16 protein-coding genes are annotated in these 17,955 nt (G+C 67.7%); 8 read left to right on the top strand and 8 right to left on the bottom strand.

Annotated features, from left to right (window positions below; genetic code table 11):
- Positions 1 to 17: 17 nt before the first annotated feature.
- The 5 genes from ABZ827_RS15840 to ABZ827_RS15820 all read right to left on the bottom strand — a co-directional run bounded on the left by ABZ827_RS15840 (position 18) and on the right by ABZ827_RS15820 (position 5,665).
- Positions 18 to 1,154 carry an Mrp/NBP35 family ATP-binding protein gene (locus ABZ827_RS15840; RefSeq protein ID WP_357237495.1) on the bottom strand — a complete coding sequence of 379 codons (1,137 nt, stop codon included), beginning with the start codon at positions 1,152 to 1,154 and terminating at the stop codon, positions 18 to 20.
- A gap of 19 nt (positions 1,155 to 1,173) precedes the next feature.
- Entirely contained in the window at positions 1,174 to 2,031 is an 858-nt protein-coding gene (locus ABZ827_RS15835) for a lytic murein transglycosylase (RefSeq protein WP_357237494.1), read from the bottom strand.
- A gap of 251 nt (positions 2,032 to 2,282) precedes the next feature.
- A complete protein-coding gene (locus ABZ827_RS15830; protein ID WP_357237493.1) occupies positions 2,283 to 3,632 on the bottom strand; it encodes a lytic murein transglycosylase in 1,350 nt (449 codons plus the stop codon).
- Between the two features lie 144 nt (positions 3,633 to 3,776).
- Positions 3,777 to 4,388, bottom strand: a complete 612-nt coding sequence (locus ABZ827_RS15825; RefSeq protein WP_357237492.1) for a DUF1003 domain-containing protein — start codon at positions 4,386 to 4,388, stop codon at positions 3,777 to 3,779.
- Entirely contained in the window at positions 4,385 to 5,665 is a 1,281-nt protein-coding gene (locus ABZ827_RS15820; protein ID WP_357237491.1) for a CBS domain-containing protein, read from the bottom strand. Before ABZ827_RS15820 ends, ABZ827_RS15825 begins: the two co-directional genes overlap by 4 nt.
- 53 nt (positions 5,666 to 5,718) lie before the next feature.
- Between ABZ827_RS15820 and ABZ827_RS15815 the strand changes: the two genes are divergently transcribed.
- From ABZ827_RS15815 to ABZ827_RS15805, 3 genes are all read left to right on the top strand, one after another.
- Complete coding sequence (locus tag ABZ827_RS15815; protein WP_357237490.1) at positions 5,719 to 6,663, top strand: CoA ester lyase; 945 nt, start codon at positions 5,719 to 5,721, stop codon at positions 6,661 to 6,663.
- Between the two features lie 85 nt (positions 6,664 to 6,748).
- Positions 6,749 to 7,240, top strand: a complete 492-nt coding sequence (locus ABZ827_RS15810; protein WP_357237489.1) for a general stress protein — start codon at positions 6,749 to 6,751, stop codon at positions 7,238 to 7,240.
- Between the two features lie 3 nt (positions 7,241 to 7,243).
- The gene (locus ABZ827_RS15805; RefSeq protein WP_357237488.1) at positions 7,244 to 7,825 is read left to right on the top strand and encodes a suppressor of fused domain protein; all 582 of its coding nucleotides are present in this window, start codon (positions 7,244 to 7,246) and stop codon (positions 7,823 to 7,825) included.
- 11 nt (positions 7,826 to 7,836) lie between these two features.
- Here the strand turns inward: ABZ827_RS15805 and ABZ827_RS15800 are convergent, their stop codons facing one another.
- The gene (locus ABZ827_RS15800; RefSeq protein WP_357237487.1) at positions 7,837 to 8,910 is read right to left on the bottom strand and encodes a magnesium and cobalt transport protein CorA; all 1,074 of its coding nucleotides are present in this window, start codon (positions 8,908 to 8,910) and stop codon (positions 7,837 to 7,839) included.
- 62 nt (positions 8,911 to 8,972) lie between these two features.
- On the opposite strand from ABZ827_RS15800, the gene ABZ827_RS15795 reads away from it, so the two are divergent.
- The 5 genes from ABZ827_RS15795 (at position 8,973) to ABZ827_RS15775 (ending at position 14,769) form a co-directional block, all read left to right on the top strand.
- Positions 8,973 to 9,827, top strand: coding sequence for a PHP domain-containing protein (locus tag ABZ827_RS15795; protein ID WP_357237486.1), 855 nt, complete (start codon positions 8,973 to 8,975; stop codon positions 9,825 to 9,827).
- Entirely contained in the window at positions 9,824 to 10,090 is a 267-nt protein-coding gene (locus ABZ827_RS15790; RefSeq protein WP_357237485.1) for a hypothetical protein, read from the top strand. The genes ABZ827_RS15795 and ABZ827_RS15790 overlap by 4 nt, the downstream gene beginning before the upstream one ends.
- Before the next feature lie 477 nt (positions 10,091 to 10,567).
- Positions 10,568 to 11,773, top strand: a complete 1,206-nt coding sequence (locus ABZ827_RS15785; protein ID WP_357237718.1) for an NADP-dependent malic enzyme — start codon at positions 10,568 to 10,570, stop codon at positions 11,771 to 11,773.
- Between the two features lie 430 nt (positions 11,774 to 12,203).
- Positions 12,204 to 13,076, top strand: a complete 873-nt coding sequence (locus tag ABZ827_RS15780) for a glycine betaine ABC transporter substrate-binding protein (RefSeq protein WP_357237484.1) — start codon at positions 12,204 to 12,206, stop codon at positions 13,074 to 13,076.
- A 214-nt stretch (positions 13,077 to 13,290) separates the two neighbouring features.
- On the top strand, positions 13,291 to 14,769 hold the full coding sequence (locus ABZ827_RS15775) for a DHA2 family efflux MFS transporter permease subunit (protein WP_357237483.1): 1,479 nt from the start codon (positions 13,291 to 13,293) through the stop codon (positions 14,767 to 14,769).
- A 336-nt stretch (positions 14,770 to 15,105) separates the two neighbouring features.
- Here ABZ827_RS15775 and ABZ827_RS15770 read toward each other — a convergent pair whose 3' ends face one another.
- A complete protein-coding gene (locus ABZ827_RS15770) occupies positions 15,106 to 16,899 on the bottom strand; it encodes a long-chain fatty acid--CoA ligase (protein WP_357237717.1) in 1,794 nt (597 codons plus the stop codon).
- A gap of 125 nt (positions 16,900 to 17,024) precedes the next feature.
- Positions 17,025 to 17,948: an alpha/beta hydrolase gene (locus ABZ827_RS15765; protein WP_357237482.1), complete on the bottom strand. Its 924-nt coding sequence runs from the start codon at positions 17,946 to 17,948 to the stop codon at positions 17,025 to 17,027.
- Positions 17,949 to 17,955 lie beyond the last annotated feature (7 nt).

Below are 17,955 nucleotides of genomic sequence, written 5' to 3'. Positions count from 1 at the left end.
GGACCCTGACAGCGCGTTCAGAGGTTACGGGTGGTATCGATACCGAGAGACATCCCGGCGAGGCCGCGGCGGCGCACCGCCAGCTTGTCGGCGACCGCGCGCAGCGCGACAGCGGACTGGCAGTCCGGGTCGCGCAGCACGATGGGGGTGCCCTCGTCGCCCGCCTCACGCACTGCCTGTTCGATCGGGATCTGCCCGAGAAGCGGTACCTCGGCGCCGACCGCCCGGGTGAGCCGGTCGGCGACGGCCTGACCGCCCCCGGAACCGTACAGTTCCATCCGGCTGCCGTCGGGCAGGTCCAGCCAGGACATATTCTCCACGACACCGGCGATCCGCTGTCTGGTCTGCAGGGCGATGGCCCCGGCGCGTTCGGCGACCTCGGCGGCGGCGATCTGCGGGGTCGTGACGACCAGGATCTCGGCGTTCGGGATCAGCTGGGCGATGGAGATCGCCACATCGCCGGTCCCGGGCGGCAGATCCAGCAGCAGGACATCCAGATCACCCCAGAACACGTCGGCGAGGAACTGCTGCAGGGCCCGGTGCAGCATCGGACCCCGCCAGACCACAGGAGTGTTGCCCTGGGTGAACTGCGCGATAGAGATCATCTTCACGTCGTGCGCGACCGGCGGCATGATCATCCGCTCGACCTGGGTGGGCCGGGCGTCGGTGCCGAGCATCCGGGGGATGGAATGGCCGTATATATCGGCGTCGAGCACGCCGACAGCCAGACCGCGATCGGCGAGCGCAGCGGCCAGATTGACCGTGACGCTGGATTTACCGACCCCGCCTTTACCCGAGGCCACCGCGTACACGCGGGTGAGGGAACCGGGCTGGGCGAAGGGGATCACCGGTTCGGCGGAATCGCCGCGCAACTGTTTGCGCAGTTCGGTGCGCTGTTCGTCGCTCATGACGTCGAGCTCTACCGAGACGGCACCGACACCGGGCACATCTGTTACCGCGGTGCTGACCCGCTGAGTGATCTCCGTGCGCAACGGGCAACCGGCGGTGGTCAGGAAGACCTCGATATGCACATTGCTTTCCGGATCGATCCGGATGCTCTTCACCATGCCCAGTTCGGTGATCGGTTTGCGGATCTCCGGGTCGTCGACCTTCGCGAGGGCGCCCCGCACCTCCGCTTCCGTTACCACTGGCATGCTGCCGATGGTAGTGCTGTCAGATCCGGGGGAGTTCCGCGGGCCGTGGTGCGATACCCGTCTTGTACGACTGCGCCCAGGCCATAACGTTCGCGACGTACGCCATCGAGTTGTTGTAGCGCAGGATGGCCCTGGTCTGCTGGGCGGGATCGGTCATATCCAGCCCGCCGGAGCACAGGTACTTTCCGGCGGTCAGGGTCGCGTCGTAGTAGTTCTGCGGATCGGAGATCCCGTCGCGGTTGCCGTCCGCGGCGTAGTGGGTCCAGGTTTCCGGCAGGAACTGCATGGGACCCACCGCGCGGTCGTAGCCGCTGTAGCCGTCGAGTGCGCCGCCGTCGGAATCGTGGATGACATTGTTGCCCGACAGGCTGCCGTCCAGAGCCGGACCGAACACCGGGGCCAGCGCGTTACCGTCGCCGTCCGCTTTGCCGTCGTTCATATGGGTGGACTCCACCCGGCCGACACCGGCCAGCATCGTCCACGGCATATTGCATCCGGGATCCTCGTCGGCCAGGATCTGCTCGGCATTGATATAGGCGGCCTCGGCGATACCGGGAATCCCGGACGCGGCCACCGGTAGATCGTTACGGGCGCGGTTCGGGTCCAGCGCGACCGATTTCACTTCGATCGGCGCTTCGGGCGACTGCTTCGCCATGGCGTGCACCGCGTTCTCGTCGACAACAGCCGGCGCCATCGTCTGTGCGGGTGCCGCGGCGCCCAGGGCCGCTACATGCATTTCGACCGAGGCCGCGGTGGGATCGGTGGCCATGGCCGCCGCGGCGTTCGTAGCCACGACTCCGGCCGGTACCAGACCGGTCAGCGCGATAACGGAATTGCGCGTGACACTGGCAGGTTGCTGTTTACGGTGACGCCCCACGTACTCAAGCCCTTCATCTGAACCACAGCCTGCTACCACGGACGGCGTTGCCGTGCCGTGACCTTCGCCATCGAGAATACCGCATCCGAGACCAGTTCGTTACTGCCTCGTGACGGTTATTTCTCCGCGGAATGGGAAAGGAATGCACCGGCGCCCCTTGGGAACCGGTATGTACGGATTCGGGGCCCGGTCGGTGACCGGGCCCCGAACTCGGCGCGGGAGGGTGCAGTACGCCCGGCCGGTCTGTCCGATCAGGCGGGTGGCGCGGACTCCGCCGGCGCCGCGGGTGTGACCGGTGGTGGTGCCGGCACCGCATCGGCCGGAGTGGGTGCCGCGGGCCCGGGGATCACGGCGATCGGCAGCGGAATGACCAGCCCGCCCGGCAAGGTGATCGATGGGGGTGCCGACGCCGCCGGCGGGGCGGGTGGTGCCGCCCGGTTCTCGGTATTCCCTTGCGGTGCCGGGTTTTCCGGGGCCGGGGCTGCTGGTGTACCGGGTACCGGTGCGTCAGGCGTGGCAGGCGTGGGGCCGGCGGGGGTGCCCACCCCGGGAGATGCCTCCGGGGCGGGAGCGGGGGCCGGAAGGGCCTCGCCGACCTTCGGGGAACCCGGCGCCGGTGGGCACAGCAGTCCGCACGGGATCGGCGGCAGCCCCGGGATGCGGATCATCGGTTCGGGGCGCGGAGTCCGGATCGCGAACTCGGGCGGAGGGGGCGGGATCGGGGAATCGGTCTGCGCGGCGAGCAGGTCCGGCGAGCCCGGCGGCAATTGGGTGGGCACGCTCCCGGGCGGCACGAGGCCGGGGGACGGGATGACCGGTGCGGAACGGCCACCCGTGCGGTAGGCCGCGGACCAGCTCAGCACATTGGCCGCGTACGACATCGAGTTGTTGTAGCGCAGGACGGCCCGCAACTCCTGTTGCGGGTCACGGAGATTCAGCCCGCCGGAGCACAGGTACTTGCCCGCCGCCAGCGTGGCGTCGAAAACATTGTGCGGATCCGCGTGGCCGTCGCCGTTACCGTCGGCGGCGTAGTGCGACCAGGTACCGGGCAGGAATTGCATGGGCCCGAGGGCCCGGACGTATCCGCCGTCGGTGGTCCGGATGACCTCGTTGCCCGGCAGGGTGCCGTCCAGTGCCGGTCCGAGGATCGGCGGGTCGGTGGTGCCGGCGGCGTCGGTGCGGCCGTTGCTCGCGTGGCCCGATTCGATCCGGCCGATTCCGGCGAGCAGATTCCAGCTGACCCCACAGCCGGGTGTCGAGGACTGCAATGCCAGTTCCGCGTTGCGATAGGCGGCCAGCACTATCTCCGGGATTCCGAGGGGGCCGCCACCGCTGGGCAGGTTGATGGTGTGTAACGGCACGGCTCCGGCGAAAAGGCCGGGAGTCGGGCTCAGCGCTCGAAGTTTGCGTGGTGTGGTGGGCTCGGCCGGCAGCATTCCGAGTGTCTGGGCCAGTGGGGGCTGTGGGTCGCCGACCGGGTTACCAGTACGTTCGGTGTTCACGGCGAGCTCTGCTCCGGGTGCTTCCGGTGGTGTCGTCGAGAAGGTCGTATGGGCGGCCGAACCGCCGGCTACCAGGCCCGCCATGACGAGAGCCGACATTGCCACAGGGGTAGGTATCCGCATTCGGCTCCACCGTTCCTCTATGTCACAGGTGAGCGACCGTCTCGGACGATCCCGGATGGCGCGCTCGGGACAACGTGATCCAGGTTACCTACCGGTCAGGAGCATATTGTGGATTTCCGGTCATTCATCGGCGACCGGCGGTGAAACCGACCCTGTAACCGGCTTGTGACCGGAGGTTTTCTTGCGTTTCGGTTTGGTCGCTTTGTCCGGGCCGCGCGTCGGACCGACGCCCGCCGTGGTTTCGATCCGTTCGAGCGCGTCCCGGATCTCGTCCAGTTCCCGGCGCAGATAATCACGGGTGGCCACTTCGCCCACGGCCAGGCGGAGCGAGGCGAGCTCGCGCGCCAGGAACTCGGTGTCCGCCTTCGTCTGCGCGGCCCGCAGCCGGTCCTCCTCGAGCGAGACCCGGTCCCGGTTGTCCTGCCGGTTCTGCGCCAGCAGGATCAACGGGGCGGCATAAGCCGCCTGCGTGGAGAACGCGAGGTTCAACAGGATGAAGGGGTACGGATCCCAGCGCAGCGCGATCACGAAAACGTTCAGCGCGATCCAGATGACGACCACGACGGTCTGCAGCGCCAGATAGCGTCCGGTGCCCAGGAACCGCGCGATCCGCTCGCTGCCGCGCGCCAGCGCCTCGGCGTCCCAGTCGAACCGGAACCGGGACCCGACCGGCGTCTCCAGACGCTGCCGGGCGGTGGCCGCCGCCCGGCTCACGGTGCTCTTCTCGGTCACGGCCGCACACCCTCGTACAGTTGCTCGTCCTCACGCCAATTGGGCGGCAGCAGATGGTCCAGCACATCGTCCACACTCACCGCGCCCAGCAGATGGTTCTGCTCGTCCACTACGGGTCCGCATACGAGGTTGTAACTGGCGAAATACCGGGTCACCGCGGCGAGCGGCAACTCCGGGCGCAGTGTGGCCAGGTCGGTGTCCAGGATCCCGCCGACCAGATGCGCCGGCGGTTCCCGCAACAGTTGCTGCAGATGGACGCAGCCCAGATAGCGCCCGGTGGGGGTGGCCGTCGGCGGCCGGACCACGAAAACCATGGATGCCAGCGCGGGCGTCAGATCGGGGTCCCGGATCCGGGCGAGTGCCTCGGCGACTGTGGTGGACGGGCTCAGGACCACCGGCTCGGGCGTCATGAGCCCGCCCGCGGTATCCGGCGAATGTTCCAGCAGCCGGCGTACCGGCTCGGATTCCTCCGGATCCATCAGCGTCAGCAGCGATTCGGCCTCGTTCTCCGGCAGGCCACCGAGCAGATCGGCGGCATCGTCGGGATCCATCGCCTCGAGCACATCGGCCGCCCGGGTTATCTCGAGCTGACCGATCAGTTCCAGTTGGTCGTCGCCGGACAGTTCCTGGACGACATCGGCGAGGCGCTCGTCGTTCAGCGCCCCGGCGACCTCGAGCCGGCGCTTGGCCGGCAGCTCCCGCAACATATGCGCGACATCGGCCGCCCGCTGCCCCTCGAACTGTTCGAGCAGGGTGCTGACGTCCTGCCCCGGACGATCCAGCTCGTACGGGGTGAGGCCCTGCACCCGGGCCCAGTCCACCACGTGCACCGTGCGCCGCCGCCCCAGCCGGCGATGCCCGCGGACCGCGACCCGCGAGACCCGCCAATCCCGGGTCCGGGTCAAGGAGATTCCGAGATCCACGACGAAGACATCGACACCCGCGAGATCGGGGAGGTCCGGATCGTCCACCCGCACCGAGGAGTCCACGATCTGCGCCATCGCCAGCAGTTCGCCCGGGCGCTGCGCGAAGCGCCGCAGACTGACATTCCCGGTGTTCAGCGTCACCGAACCGGGTTCGATCGTGGTCACCCGCAGCATCGGGACGAAGATCCGGCGCCGGGTCGGCAACTCCACCACGATCCCGTGGACACGCGGTTCCTGCCGGTCGTACCGGACGGCCACGACCACGTCGCGTACGCGGCCGATAGACTCGCCGTCCGGCCCCAGCACCGCCAGGCCGGTCAGCCTGGCGATGTACACCCTGGTAGCTGCCATGGATGCCAGGCTAGATGTTCCGGGGCCGGACCGGGCCGACCACAGGAGTCTTGATGAAGCCGCGCCGTTCCGTGCTCGCCGTGCCGGGCAGCAACCCGAAAATGATCGCCAAGGCCAAAGGGCTGCCGGTCGACGAGATCTTCCTGGACCTCGAGGACGCCGTCGCCCCCGGGGCGAAAGCCGCCGCCCGAGCCAATATCGTGGCCGCCCTCAACGATTCCGGCTGGGGGCACCAGCTACGGGTGGTCCGGGTCAACGACTGGACCACGCAGTGGACATACGCCGACGTGATCTCGGTGGTCGACGGTGCCGGAACCGCACTCGACGCGATCCTGCTGCCCAAGGTGACCGACGCGGGTCAGGTCCGGGCGCTCGACCTGCTGCTGAGCCAATTGGAGCGCGCCAACGGGATCGAACCGGGCCGGATCGGCATCGAACCGCAGATCGAGAACGCGCTGGGATTGCGCAATATCGACGAGATCGCCACCGCCAGCCCCCGTGTCCAGACCCTGGTCTTCGGCCCCGCCGATTTCATGGCGAGTATCAATATGCGCACCCTGGTAGTCGGCGAGCAGCCCGAGGGCTACGACACCGGCGACGCCTACCACCACATCCTGATGACGATCCTGCTCACCGCCCGGGCCCACGGCCTCCAGGCGATCGACGGCCCCTACCTGCAGATCCGCGATATAGACGGCTTCCGCCGCGCGGCCGGCCGCACCGCGGCGCTGGGTTTCGACGGCAAATGGGTCCTGCACCCGAGCCAAGTCGACGCGGCAAACGAGATCTTCAGCCCCCGCCAATCGGATTACGACCACGCCGAACTGATCCTGGAGGCCTACGCCTACCACACCTCGGCCGATGGCGGCGCCCGCGGCGCGGCGATGCTGGGCGACGAAATGATCGATGAGGCGAGCGCGAAGATGGCGGTCGTGATCGCCGAAAAAGGCCGGGCGGCGGGGATGAAGCGGACGTCTGTGTTCACGCCTCCCGAGTAGGGGTTCGGGCTGTCCTTTTACCGAGGATTGCCCGATTCGAGACCAGGTCCCGGACCCGTCCCACCCGAGGCGGCACAATATAACTATGACGAACCCATTAGGTAGCTCGAATCGCGGCAGACAGAGTCTGCCTACGCCGCCTTCGGGATGGCCCGTCGGTTCGTATCAGACCTATGCCGAGGCGCAGCGTGCCGTGGATTATCTGGCGGACAATCAGTTCCCGGTGCAGAACGTGACCATTGTCGGTGTCGATCTCATGCAGGTCGAGCGGGTGCTGTATCGGCTGAACTGGGGCAAGGTTATCGGCGGGGGCGTCGTATCGGGTGCCTGGCTCGGCCTTTTCCTCGGGCTGCTGCTGAGCTTGTTCACGACGAACGGAATGGCCGGTCCGCTGCTGGTGGGGCTTGTCGGCGGCATTATTTTCGGGGTTATTTCCACCACCATCCCGTACGCCGCCACCCGCGGTCAGCGTGATTTCGCCTCGACCATGCAGCTCGTCGCCGGCCGTTACGACGTACTGTGCGATCCGAAAGCCGCCGAGCAGGCCCGGGATATGCTCGCCCGGCTGGCGATCTAGCCGATGGATGTGATCGACCGGGTGCGCGCCGCGGTGCTGCGCCATTTCGAGGTGGACGCCGCCGCCGTGGACACCGCTTCGATGACATTCCTGGGCCTGGAACCCATCGAGATTCTGCGGATACCGGGTGACGGCGTGGTGCATTACGCGACCGTCGGCGGTTCGCGGCATCCGATGGGAGATCCCGCCGCGGTGCTCGCCGATCCGCTACGTGGTCCGCGGGCCGAACTGGTGCTCAGTTTGCGGGCCCGGTCCGGGAGTGGGGCAGGAGTGGCCCGGTCGCTGGGTGTGCTCGCCGCCTCGCCCGCGGTGGAAGGTGTTGTCCTGCAGGCCGACGCACTGCTGGATCTGGGTGAGCCGCTGTGGCGTGGCGCCCCGTTCACCGCCGTGCTGCTCGGTCCCGGTGTTATCCCGGAAGTGGTCCTGCCCGAACCCGCCGATCCGGTGCGGTACTTCACGGTGACCCCGGTGACGGCCACCGAAGCCGCCTGGGTGCGAGTGCGCGGGGCGCAGGCCCTGCGGGACGCCTGGAACGAGGCGGGGATCGATGTACTGGATCCCGGCCGCGGCGCGGCGACGCTCTGACGTTCCGGTGTTCACAGCCAGTTGTTGCGGCGGAACAGGGCGAGCAGGGTCAGGCAGATCGTGAGGATGACCAGTAGCACCGCCGGATAACCCCAGGTGGTTTTCAGTTCCGGCATATGTTCGAAGTTCATTCCGTAGATGCCGGCGATCATCGTCGGCACGGCGGCCACCGCCACCCACGCCGATATCTTCCGCATATCCGTGTTCTGCTGGACCGTGATCTTCGCGAGCGCGGCGTTTATCAATGAGCTCAGGGCGTCGTCGAAATCGGTGATACGTTCGGCGACCGTGGTGTGGTGATCGGCGACATCGCGGAAATAGCGGCGGATCTCGGCGTCCAACGGGAGTTCGGTGTTGTGCACCAGCGATTGCAGCGGCAGTGCCAGTGGATTCACCGCGCGCCGAAGTTCCACCACTTCCCGTTTGAGTTGATAGATGGCTTCGACAGTGATCGGGGAGCGCGGCGTGAAGATCTCCTCTTCCATCGCGTCGATATCGAATTCCACCGATTGCACGACCTCGATATAGGAGTCGACCACATGGTCGGCGATCGCGTGCAGTACCGAACCGGGGCCCAGGCGTAACCGGTCCGGATCGGATTCCAGCCGGCGCCGTACGACCGCCAGCGGCGAATGTTCGCCGTGCCGGACCGCGATCACGAAATCGCGTGCGATGAATATCAGCAGTTCACCGGTTTCCACGATTTCGCTGACACTGTGGATTTCGTGCTCCCGGTAGGCGACCGTGCGCATCACCACGACCAGCGTCTGGTCGTAGCGTTCCAGTTTCGGTCGCTGATGCGCCTGGACCGCGTCCTCGACGGCGAGGGCGTGCAGTCCGAACGTCGCGGCGACCTCGGCCATCTGGGCGGCGTCGGGATCGTGCAGACCCAGCCAGACGAACCCGCCGTGCTCGCGGGCTGCGGCCAGCGCGCTCTTGTGGGTGTGTCGCCCGGGGAGCCGCTCGCCGTCCACGTAGACAGCGCAGTCGACGACCGCGCGGGCGGTGGGCACCCGGATATACGGTGCCGAAGTGGAACGCCGCGCCCGTCCCGGTCCGTGGAACGGCAGCGGAAGGGAAGGCACCCGTCGATGCTAGCCCGCCCGCGCAGACAGCACCGGGGGGCCGCACTGACAGACTGGACGGCGTGCGCATCGATCTGCATACCCACACCACCGCCTCCGACGGCACCGACACCCCGGCCGACCTGGTGCGCAAGGCAGCCGGCGCGGGCCTGGACGTCGTCGCGATCACCGATCACGACACCACCGCCGGCTGGGCCGAAGCCGAGGCCGCGCGCCCGGCCGGATTGTCCCTGATTCGTGGCATGGAGATGTCGTGTGTGGGCCGCGGTGTCGACGGCTGGCCGGTATCGGTGCATCTACTGGCCTACCTGTTCGACCCCGCCGACAGCGGTTTCGCGGCCGAACGTGAGCGGCTGCGCGGCGAGCGGGTACAGCGATTACGAGCCATGGCCGAACAGATGGCCGCGGACGGGCTACCCGTCGACCCGGACGCGGTGCTCGCCTCCGCGGGTCCCGCGGCGGGCCGCCCGCATCTGGCCCGTGCCCTGGTGGAGGCCGGTGTGGTCCCGAGCGTCGAAGCCGCTTTCGCTCAGTTGCTGGCCTCGAACGGCCCGTACTACGTGGAGAAGGCGGATACGCCGCTGCACCGCGCGGTGGCGATGATCGCCGACGCCGGTGGGGTGAGTGTGCTGGCGCACGGACGGGCCCGCAGCCGCGGCCGTCTGCTCGATCTCGCGGAGATCCCGGACCTCGTACCGTTGGGCCTGGGCGGGCTGGAAGTGGACCACCCCGACCACAACACCGGAGATCGCGGCGTCCTGCGCGATCTGGCGGCGGAATACGGTCTGTTGACGACCGGGTCCTCGGATTATCACGGTGCGAACAAAACGATCGCACTGGGCGCGTGCACCACCGACCCCGCGCAGTTCGAGAAGCTGGCCGGTAGAGCCGCCGGCGTCCCGGTGCTCGCCTCATGAAAGTGGTACGCGGACTCAGCGGAGCTGTCGCGGCCGGACTCGTCGTGCTGGCCTGTGTCGTCGTGGGTGCGGCGGTGATCGGTGCCCGCCGCGGCTTCCCCGGCCCGGGCGCGGAATCGGTCGGCTGGCATATCGTGATCGCGGCGCTCGCCATTGCGGCACAGGTCTATTCGGATCGCAAACGCGGCCGGGCGTCCCTCGTCGCCGCCGCGCTGGTGATCGGGGCCGCCACAATCCTGCTCTGGACCCAATGGTGGGGCTGAGTTACGGCCGCTTCTCACCCTTCCGGGCAGTCGGCCGCGAGTTTCCGCTTACGGGAAGGTAATCCCGGCCGCTTACGCTGAGCCCGTGGCGTCCGATACCCGATCCGCAGCGCCGGCGTTTGGCGTATCACCTGCGACCTGGCACAATGTTGCGGATTCCCGATCGTTGCCACCGCCGGGTCGGGGATATCGGGCGCCCACCGCCACGCGACGCACCGTCGCGGCCGGAGCCGGGCGCCAGTCGAGTTCTGCCGGACCAACCCGTCCGAAATCCGCCCGGAGGGCCCGCTGCCCGAAATCAGTGCCGTCGCCTTTCGCCTCGCCTCCGGTCTCTCCGGGGCGCCCGGGTTATGGCGTTGCCGGGAAACATCCTGGTCGCGCCGCCGATGAACGATATGACGCAGATAACACCAAATACCCGGCGGTAACCGTCCACCGGTTACGACCGCAACCAGCAGGAGTGAAATCGTGTCCTCTGTGACTGACGCACCGAACGCCACCGCCAGCAAAAAAGAGGCCGAAGACCTCGCGGCGATCACGCACGAGGAGATCTTCGCCGGTCACCTCGGCGGCAAGCTCTCGGTCGAGCTCAGCTCGCCACTCGAGACGCAGCGTGACCTCTCGATCGCCTACACCCCGGGAGTCGCGCAGGTGAGTCGCGCGATCGCGGAGGACGAGAAACTGGCCAAGCGCTACACCTGGACCGACCGCCTCGTGGTTGTGGTCAGCGATGGTTCCGCGGTGCTCGGGCTCGGTGATATCGGCCCGCGGGCTTCGCTGCCGGTGATGGAAGGTAAATCGGCGCTGTTCAAGAAGTTCGCCGGGCTGGATTCCATTCCGATCGTGCTGGACACCAAGGATGTCGACGAGATCGTCGAAACCCTGGTGCGGCTGCGCCCCAGCTTCGGCGCCGTGAACCTGGAGGACATCTCCGCGCCCCGCTGCTTCGAGATCGAGAAGCGGGTCGTCGAAGCGCTCGATTGCCCCGTTATGCACGACGATCAGCACGGCACCGCCATCGTGGTGCTGGCCGCGCTCAACGGTGCGGCCGCAGTGCAGGGCCGGCCCACCTCCGGCCTGAAGGTCGTGGTGTCGGGCGCCGGTGCCGCGGGTGTGGCCTGCACGAATATTCTGCTCGCCGCCGGTATCGCCGATGTGACGGTGCTCGATTCGAAGGGCATCGTCAGCCGCGACCGCACGGACCTCAACGCCGTGAAAGCAGATCTGGCCGAGCGCACCAACCCGCGCGGCCTCAGCGGCACCGCGGCGGACGCCCTCACCGGTGCCGATGTGTTCCTGGGTCTGTCCGCGGGCACGATCGCCGAAGAGCTGATCGCGTCGATGGCGCCGGAGGCGATCGTGTTCGCCATGTCGAATCCGGACCCGGAGATCCACCCGGAGGTCGCTCGTAAGTACGCCGCGATCGTCGCCACGGGTCGCAGCGATTTCCCGAACCAGATCAACAATGTGCTGGCCTTCCCCGGTGTGTTCAAGGGAGCCCTCGACGCGGGTGCCCGGCGGATCACCGAAGGTATGAAGATCGCCGCCGCGGAAGCGATTCTCGGCGTGGTCGCCGACGAACTCGCGGTCGACAAGATCGTGCCCAGCCCCCTCGACCCCAGGGTCGCCCCGGCGGTCGCCGAAGCGGTCGCCGCCGCCGCTCGCGCGGAGGGCGTCGCCTGATAGATCGTTCCGCCTTACCCGGGCGGTAACCGCAACTGCAGCACCCGGCCGACACCAATGGCCGGGTGCTGCAGTTTTGGCGCCGCCTGCGGCGTCGCGGGTTCGGGGCCCCCTTGGTCTCGTTCTTCACTCCCGGCGATCGGTCGCTGCGCTCCTTCGCTCTGGTCGCTCCAGAACGAGACGGGCCCCGAACCACCAAGGCGGATTATGGGGCCGGGCCAGTACATGTTTCGACACTCGTGTATCCGCACCGATCCGTCCGACGCCCGCGGATCCGGGCCTATCTCGTTGACGGGACCAGCTCCCCGGTCGAGGCGGGGTCGCGTCGGCCGCGACGGTAGATTCTGGATGATTGTCGGTGCCCGGGACCGGGTGCTGCGGGCTGGTTACGGAAGTGGGGTGTTTTCGCGCGATGGTGCTGGCTGGGACCGTGCGTGCCGTGGGTCGGGTGCTGGTGCCGGTACTGGCGGTGCTGACCGTCTCCTGCGGTGGAGACGACACCGAGCCTGTGGTGGTGGGGGCACAGGAGTCGGCGCAGTCGCGGGTGCTGGCGGAGATCTATGCGCAGGCGCTGGCGCGGACCGGGACCGCGGTACGGGTCGAGACAGGGCTCGGGGGCCGGGGGGATGTTCTCGCGGCGCTGGGTGAGGGGACCGTCGCGGTGGCGGCCGATCACAACGGGGCGCTGCTCGCGGAGTTGAATACCGGTGCCGACGCCGCGACGGTGGATTCGGTGACCGAGGAACTGAACGGGTCGCTGCCTCAGGACACGGCCACCTCCGACCCGGCCGACGGGGCCGATTTCGAACCCCGGGTGCTGCTCACCACCGCCGGCGCCGAACAGCGCGGAATCGAATCGGTCGAAGATCTCGGCGGCCATTGTGCGGGACTTGTCGCGGGGACCGCGGCGGTTCCGGGACTGTTCGAGCTGCCCGCGGTCGCGGGGCGGATCCCGGATTGCGAGTTCACGGCGACTCAGCAGTTCGCCGACCCCGGCGAACTGCGCCGGGCTCTGCTGGACGGCCGGATCCAGGCGGCTGTGCTGGGCGGCCCCGCCGAATTCCTTCCCGGTGGCACCGACGGGCTGACCGTTCTGGCCGACTCCGGGGCGGAGATACGCACCGAGAACCCGCTCGCTCTGGTCCGCAAAGGGGTGCTCGGCGAGCAGCAACTGGAGAAGCTGAACTATGTCGCCGGTGAACTCACCACCGATGAGTTGGTGACCCTGGTGCGGCGAGTCCGGGACGAGGGTGCCGATCCGGGAGAGCTGGCGCGGACTTGGCTGGACGCGCACGGTCTGTAGTAGGCGTTACGATCGGTCCGATATGCCCGGAATGTTGGCGCGGCTCGCGACGTCGTACCAGGAGTCCGGAGTGACCACGGCATGAACCGTTTGCCGCTGCCGCGCGCCCTGCTGTGGGTCGGCCGGTGGCGGATGGGGTGGTGCGATCGCGCGGCGCACCGCGACGGATCCACGAGCCGGCGCATACGGCGCCGCTGGGACAGGAATGGAATCAATGCCCACTCAACGTAATCCGTGGCTGGCCTTGGGGGCTCTGGTCGTCGGGTTCTTCATGATCCTGCTCGATGTGACCATCGTGGCAGTCGCCAATCCGGCGATCATGACCGAGCTGCACGCCGATATCTCCCAGGTCATCTGGGTGACCAGCGCCTATCTGCTCACCTATGCGGTACCGCTGCTGATCACCGGGCGGCTGGGTGACCGGTTCGGGCCAAAGAACGTCTATCTGCTCGGCCTGACGGTGTTCACCCTCGCTTCCCTGTGGTGCGGGCTGTCCGGCGATATCGAGACGCTGATCGCCGCGCGAGCGGTGCAGGGTCTGGGTGCCGCGCTGATGACCCCGCAGACCATGGCGGTGATCACCCGGACCTTCCCGCCGGACGGCCGCGGCGCCGCGATGGGCCTGTGGGGCTCTGTCGCCGGCCTGGCGACGCTGGTCGGCCCTATTCTGGGCGGGTTGCTGGTCGACGGTCTCGGCTGGGAGTGGATCTTCATCGTCAACGTGCCGGTCGGTATCGTCGCCTTCGTGCTCGCGGTCTGGCTGGTGCCCGCGCTGCCCACGCATGAGCACAAATTCGATCTGCTGGGTGTCGTACTGAGCGCGGCGGGCATGTTCCTGCTGGTGTTCGGGATCCAGGAGGGCAATGCCGAGGACTGGTCGGCGAAGATCTGGGTGATGATCGCCGCGGGTCTCGCGGTGCTGGCCGTATTCGTGGTGACCCAGGCCCGCGGCAAAGGGGAACCGTTACTTCCGCTCGGGCTCTTCCGCGACCGCAATTTCTCGCTGTCGAACCTGGCGATCGCCAGTATGGGTGCGTCGGTCACCGCCCTCATGGTGCCGATCTACTTCTATCTGCAGGCCGTGCACGGTATGACCCCCACCCGTTCCGCCCTGGTCCTGGCGCCCATGGCGATCGTCACGGGTTTCACCGCGCCGGTGGTCGGCAAATTGTCCGGGCGTTTTCATCCCCGCCTCATCCCGACCACCGGGTTCCTGCTGTTCGCGATATCCGTAGCCTGGTTCGCCCTGGTGATGCGGAACCCCCACGCGAATATCACCTGGATGGTGATCGCCGGTGCGGTCGCGGGCCTGTCCAACTCGTTCATCTGGGCACCGCTCGCCACCACGGCCACCCACAACCTGCCGATCCACCAGGCCGGCGCCGGCGCCGGCGTCTACAACACGACCCGCCAGGTCGGTTCGGTACTCGGCAGTGCCGCCATCAGCGCCCTGGTAGCCGCCCGGATGACCGCGGGCGGCATGGGTGATGCCCCCGCGGGCGAAGGCATGGGAAGCGAACAGGTCCCCGAACCCATCCGGCAGATCTTCAGCACCGCCCTGAGCGAAGCCACCTTCTTACCTGCCGCCCTACTCCTGATCGGCGCCGCCGCCTCGGTCCTGTTCATCCGCAACCCCGCCCCCCGCCCCGCCGGCCCCACCGAAGCCCCCAAAGCAGATCCGGTCAGCCTCTAGACGGCGGTTTCCATCGCTCTGTATGCACGGCACCGGTCTGTCCGCATACAACCGAACCCCGTTTCCCCGCATGCGGACGGTCGACCTCGGTGGTTCGGGGCCCGTCTCGTTCTGGAGCGACCAGAGCGAAGGAGCGCAGCGACTGAGCGCCGGGAGTGAAGAACGAGACCAAGGGGGCCCCGAACCCCGCGACGCCGCAGGCGGCGCCAAAAACACAGAACCTCCACGAACGGCCCCGCTTGCCACCTCGGCGGTTCAGCACACCGAAACACACCGTCGAAACGCAGCGGGCCCCGGCAGGCTTTCGCCTACCGGGGCCCGCCGAGCCCGGGGAGATCAGCTGTAGATCTTGTCCACTTCCCCCGCGTACTGCTTCATCACCACAGCCCGCTTCAACGACATCTTCGGCGTGAGCTCACCCGTTTCCTGCGTCCAGTCCACCGTGAGGATATTGATCTTCTTGATCTGCTCAGCCTTGGAGACCTTCTTGTTGGTCTCGGCGACCGCCTCCTCCACCTCCGTGATCAGCGTCGGGTTCTTGACCAGTTCCGCGATATCGACATCCGCCGCGACATTGTTGCGTTCCTTCCAGCCCGGCAGCGCCTCCGGGTCCAGCGTGATCAGCGCGCCGATGAACGGTTTGCCGTCGCCCACCACCATCACCTGGCTGATCAGCGGGTGCGCCCGCAGCGAATCCTCCAGCACCGCCGGGGAGACATTTTTACCACCGGCCGTGACCAGGATTTCCTTCTTGCGGCCCGTGATGGAGATGAAACCGTCCGCGTCGATCGCGCCCAGGTCGCCCGTTTTGAACCAGCCGTCCTCGAACGCGTCCGCGGTCGCGTCCGAGTTACCCCAGTAGCCGCCGAACACCACCGAACCGCGCAGGAGCAGTTCGCCGTCCTCGGCGATTTTGGCCGCGTGTCCTTCGATCGGCCGGCCGACCGTCCCGACCCGGATATGTTCCGGCGTGTTGACCGAGATCGCGGCCGTGGTCTCGGTGAGTCCGTAGCCCTCATAGATGGTGACACCGATACCGCGGAAGAAGTGCCCCAGCCGGGCGCCCAGGGGACCGCCGCCGGAGACCGCGGCCTGGCAGTTGCCCCCCAGGGCGGCCCGCAGTTTGCCGTAGACGAGTTTGTCGAACAGCGCGCGCCGGGCCTGTAGCAGCAGGCCGGGTTTGCCCTTTTCCAGGGCTTCGCTGTATTCGATCGCGGTGGCCGCCGCGGCGTCGAAGATTTTGCCCTTGCCGTCGTCGTGCGCCTTCTGCTTGGCCGCGTTGTAGACCTTCTCGAAGACGCGCGGTACCGACAGCACGAAGTCCGGCCGGTGTTCGGCGAACTGCTGTACCAGCGTGCTCCAGTCGGAGGTGTGCGCGACGGTCACCTTGGCGTCGAAGGCCGCCAGTCCCACAGCGCGGGCGAAAACATGCGCCAGCGGCAGGAACATCAGCGTCTTCTTACCCGGGGAGAGGAAGGAGGCCAGCGCGATCCGGTCGGACCGGGATTCGGCCCAGAGGTTGGCGTGGGTCAGCATGACCCCCTTGGGACGGCCCGTGGTGCCGGAGGTATAGATCAGGGTGGCCGGGGATGCGGCGTCGACCCGGGCGCGGCGGTCGTGAACAGCCTGGTCGTCGAGTTCGGCGCCGCGTTCGATCAGCGTATCGATGGCGCCGGAGTCGATCTGCAGGGTTTCGCGCAGTTCCGGCAGTTCGGCCGGATCGATTTCGGCGACGACGCCGCGGTGTTTGTCGTTTTCGACGACGAGCAGCGTGGTCGCCGAATCCTGCAGGATCCAGCGGGCCTGTTCGGCGGAGGAGCTGTCGTAGATGGCGACGGTGCAGCCGCCGGCGGCCCAGATGGCGTAGTCGAGCAGGGCCCATTCGTAGCGGGTGGCGGCCATGATGGCGACGCGGTCGCCCAGTTCGATACCGGTGGCGATCAGACCTTTGGCCACATCGGTGACCGCTTTCGCGAACTCGGTCGCCCGAACATCGCGCCAGCCGCCCCGGCCGTCGGGGACGTTGAACATCACCGCGGCGGGGGATTCCTTCGCGTGCCGGAACACGGCATCGGAATTGTTCGCGTCCTCGGGGATGGTGTAGGAAGCCGGGGCTTCGAACTCGCGCATCATTGCCTTTCCCTGTTTGCTAACTGGTCGGTAATTTACGCCACCGGCGAGGTCCGTTGGCGAGCCACCCGTGAATGCGCAGGACTACACGGTGTGGCCGGGGCTGACGAGTTCCGATCAGGTATTCATCCTAGGTCGCTCGCTGGTTGCTGCTCCATGGCTTGCCGTAGGAAACCGGCCATTTCGGTCAGCACGGCTGCCGCGGGACCGACCAGCGCGGCCTGTAACTGGGCGACATGCCAGAGCCCGCGGCTCTCGGTGAATTCCACCGTGACACCCGCCGCCCGCAGCGCGGTCGTGAGATCGACACACTGCGGGTGCAGTAGTTCGTCGATATCGGCCTGCACATAGACCGGCGGCAGCCCGGCCAGGACACCGTGCAGCGGGGCGTAACCGGTGTCGTTGCAGTCGCCCGAGCCCAGATAGGCCGCCGCGCAGGCGCGCGACCAGGGACCGTTGACCACCAGGTCGCGGGGACGCTGGGACTCTTCGTTCGGATCCACCCAGGGCGCGATCAGGCCCAGTGCGGCGGGCGTATAACCGTGCCGGGCGATCAGCCGCTGGGCCAGGGCAAGCGACAACCCGCCGCCGGCCGAATCCCCGGCGACCGCGATCCGATCGGGGGCGTAGCCGTATCCGTTGACCAGTTCCAGGTAGGCGGCCTCGGCATCGTCGAGCGCCGCGGGATAGGGGTGTTCGGGTGCCAGCCGGTAATCGATGGCATAGACCGGCAGTCCGGTTTCGGCGGCGAGCCGGCCGTTGAGTGACCGGTGGGTGGCCAGCGAACCGACGGCGTAACCGCCGCCGTGCAGGTAGAGCACGGCGGCGGGTTCGGTCGCGGCGGGTGTGCGCGGGGCGAGTCGCTCGGCCGGGCGTCCGCCCAGTCGTAACTTCTCCACCCGGACACCCGCGGGCACCGGCTGCAGTACCGAGGCGGCATCGATCAGTGCTCGCTGAACTCGGAACGGCAACCCGGCGTGGAATGTCACCCGGTACAGCGGACCCATGACTGCCCGCACCACGGGCAGTGGCAGCGCGATATCTCGCATATCGGTC

The organism is Nocardia sp. NPDC019395 (genome assembly GCF_040632335.1).
Classification (GTDB): Bacteria; Actinomycetota; Actinomycetes; order Mycobacteriales; family Mycobacteriaceae; genus Nocardia.
The sequence above is the reverse complement of the archived record's forward strand: the minus strand, read 5'-3'. Positions and strand labels throughout refer to the sequence as shown.

What these genes read in the sequence shown, in the direction of transcription:
- ABZ827_RS15765 (WP_357237482.1), bottom strand. Translation starts at nt 17,948, where the DNA reads ATGCGAGATATCGCGCTGCCACTGCCCGTGGTGCGGGCAGTCATGGGT.
- ABZ827_RS15790 (WP_357237485.1), top strand. Translation starts at nt 9,824, where the DNA reads ATGAAAGTGGTACGCGGACTCAGCGGAGCTGTCGCGGCCGGACTCGTC.
- ABZ827_RS15810 (WP_357237489.1), top strand. Translation starts at nt 6,749, where the DNA reads ATGACGAACCCATTAGGTAGCTCGAATCGCGGCAGACAGAGTCTGCCT.
- ABZ827_RS15770 (WP_357237717.1), bottom strand. Translation starts at nt 16,899, where the DNA reads ATGCGCGAGTTCGAAGCCCCGGCTTCCTACACCATCCCCGAGGACGCG.
- ABZ827_RS15840 (WP_357237495.1), bottom strand. Translation starts at nt 1,154, where the DNA reads ATGCCAGTGGTAACGGAAGCGGAGGTGCGGGGCGCCCTCGCGAAGGTC.
- ABZ827_RS15775 (WP_357237483.1), top strand. Translation starts at nt 13,291, where the DNA reads ATGCCCACTCAACGTAATCCGTGGCTGGCCTTGGGGGCTCTGGTCGTC.
- ABZ827_RS15815 (WP_357237490.1), top strand. Translation starts at nt 5,719, where the DNA reads ATGAAGCCGCGCCGTTCCGTGCTCGCCGTGCCGGGCAGCAACCCGAAA.
- ABZ827_RS15805 (WP_357237488.1), top strand. Translation starts at nt 7,244, where the DNA reads ATGGATGTGATCGACCGGGTGCGCGCCGCGGTGCTGCGCCATTTCGAG.
- ABZ827_RS15820 (WP_357237491.1), bottom strand. Translation starts at nt 5,665, where the DNA reads ATGGCAGCTACCAGGGTGTACATCGCCAGGCTGACCGGCCTGGCGGTG.
- ABZ827_RS15830 (WP_357237493.1), bottom strand. Translation starts at nt 3,632, where the DNA reads ATGTCGGCTCTCGTCATGGCGGGCCTGGTAGCCGGCGGTTCGGCCGCC.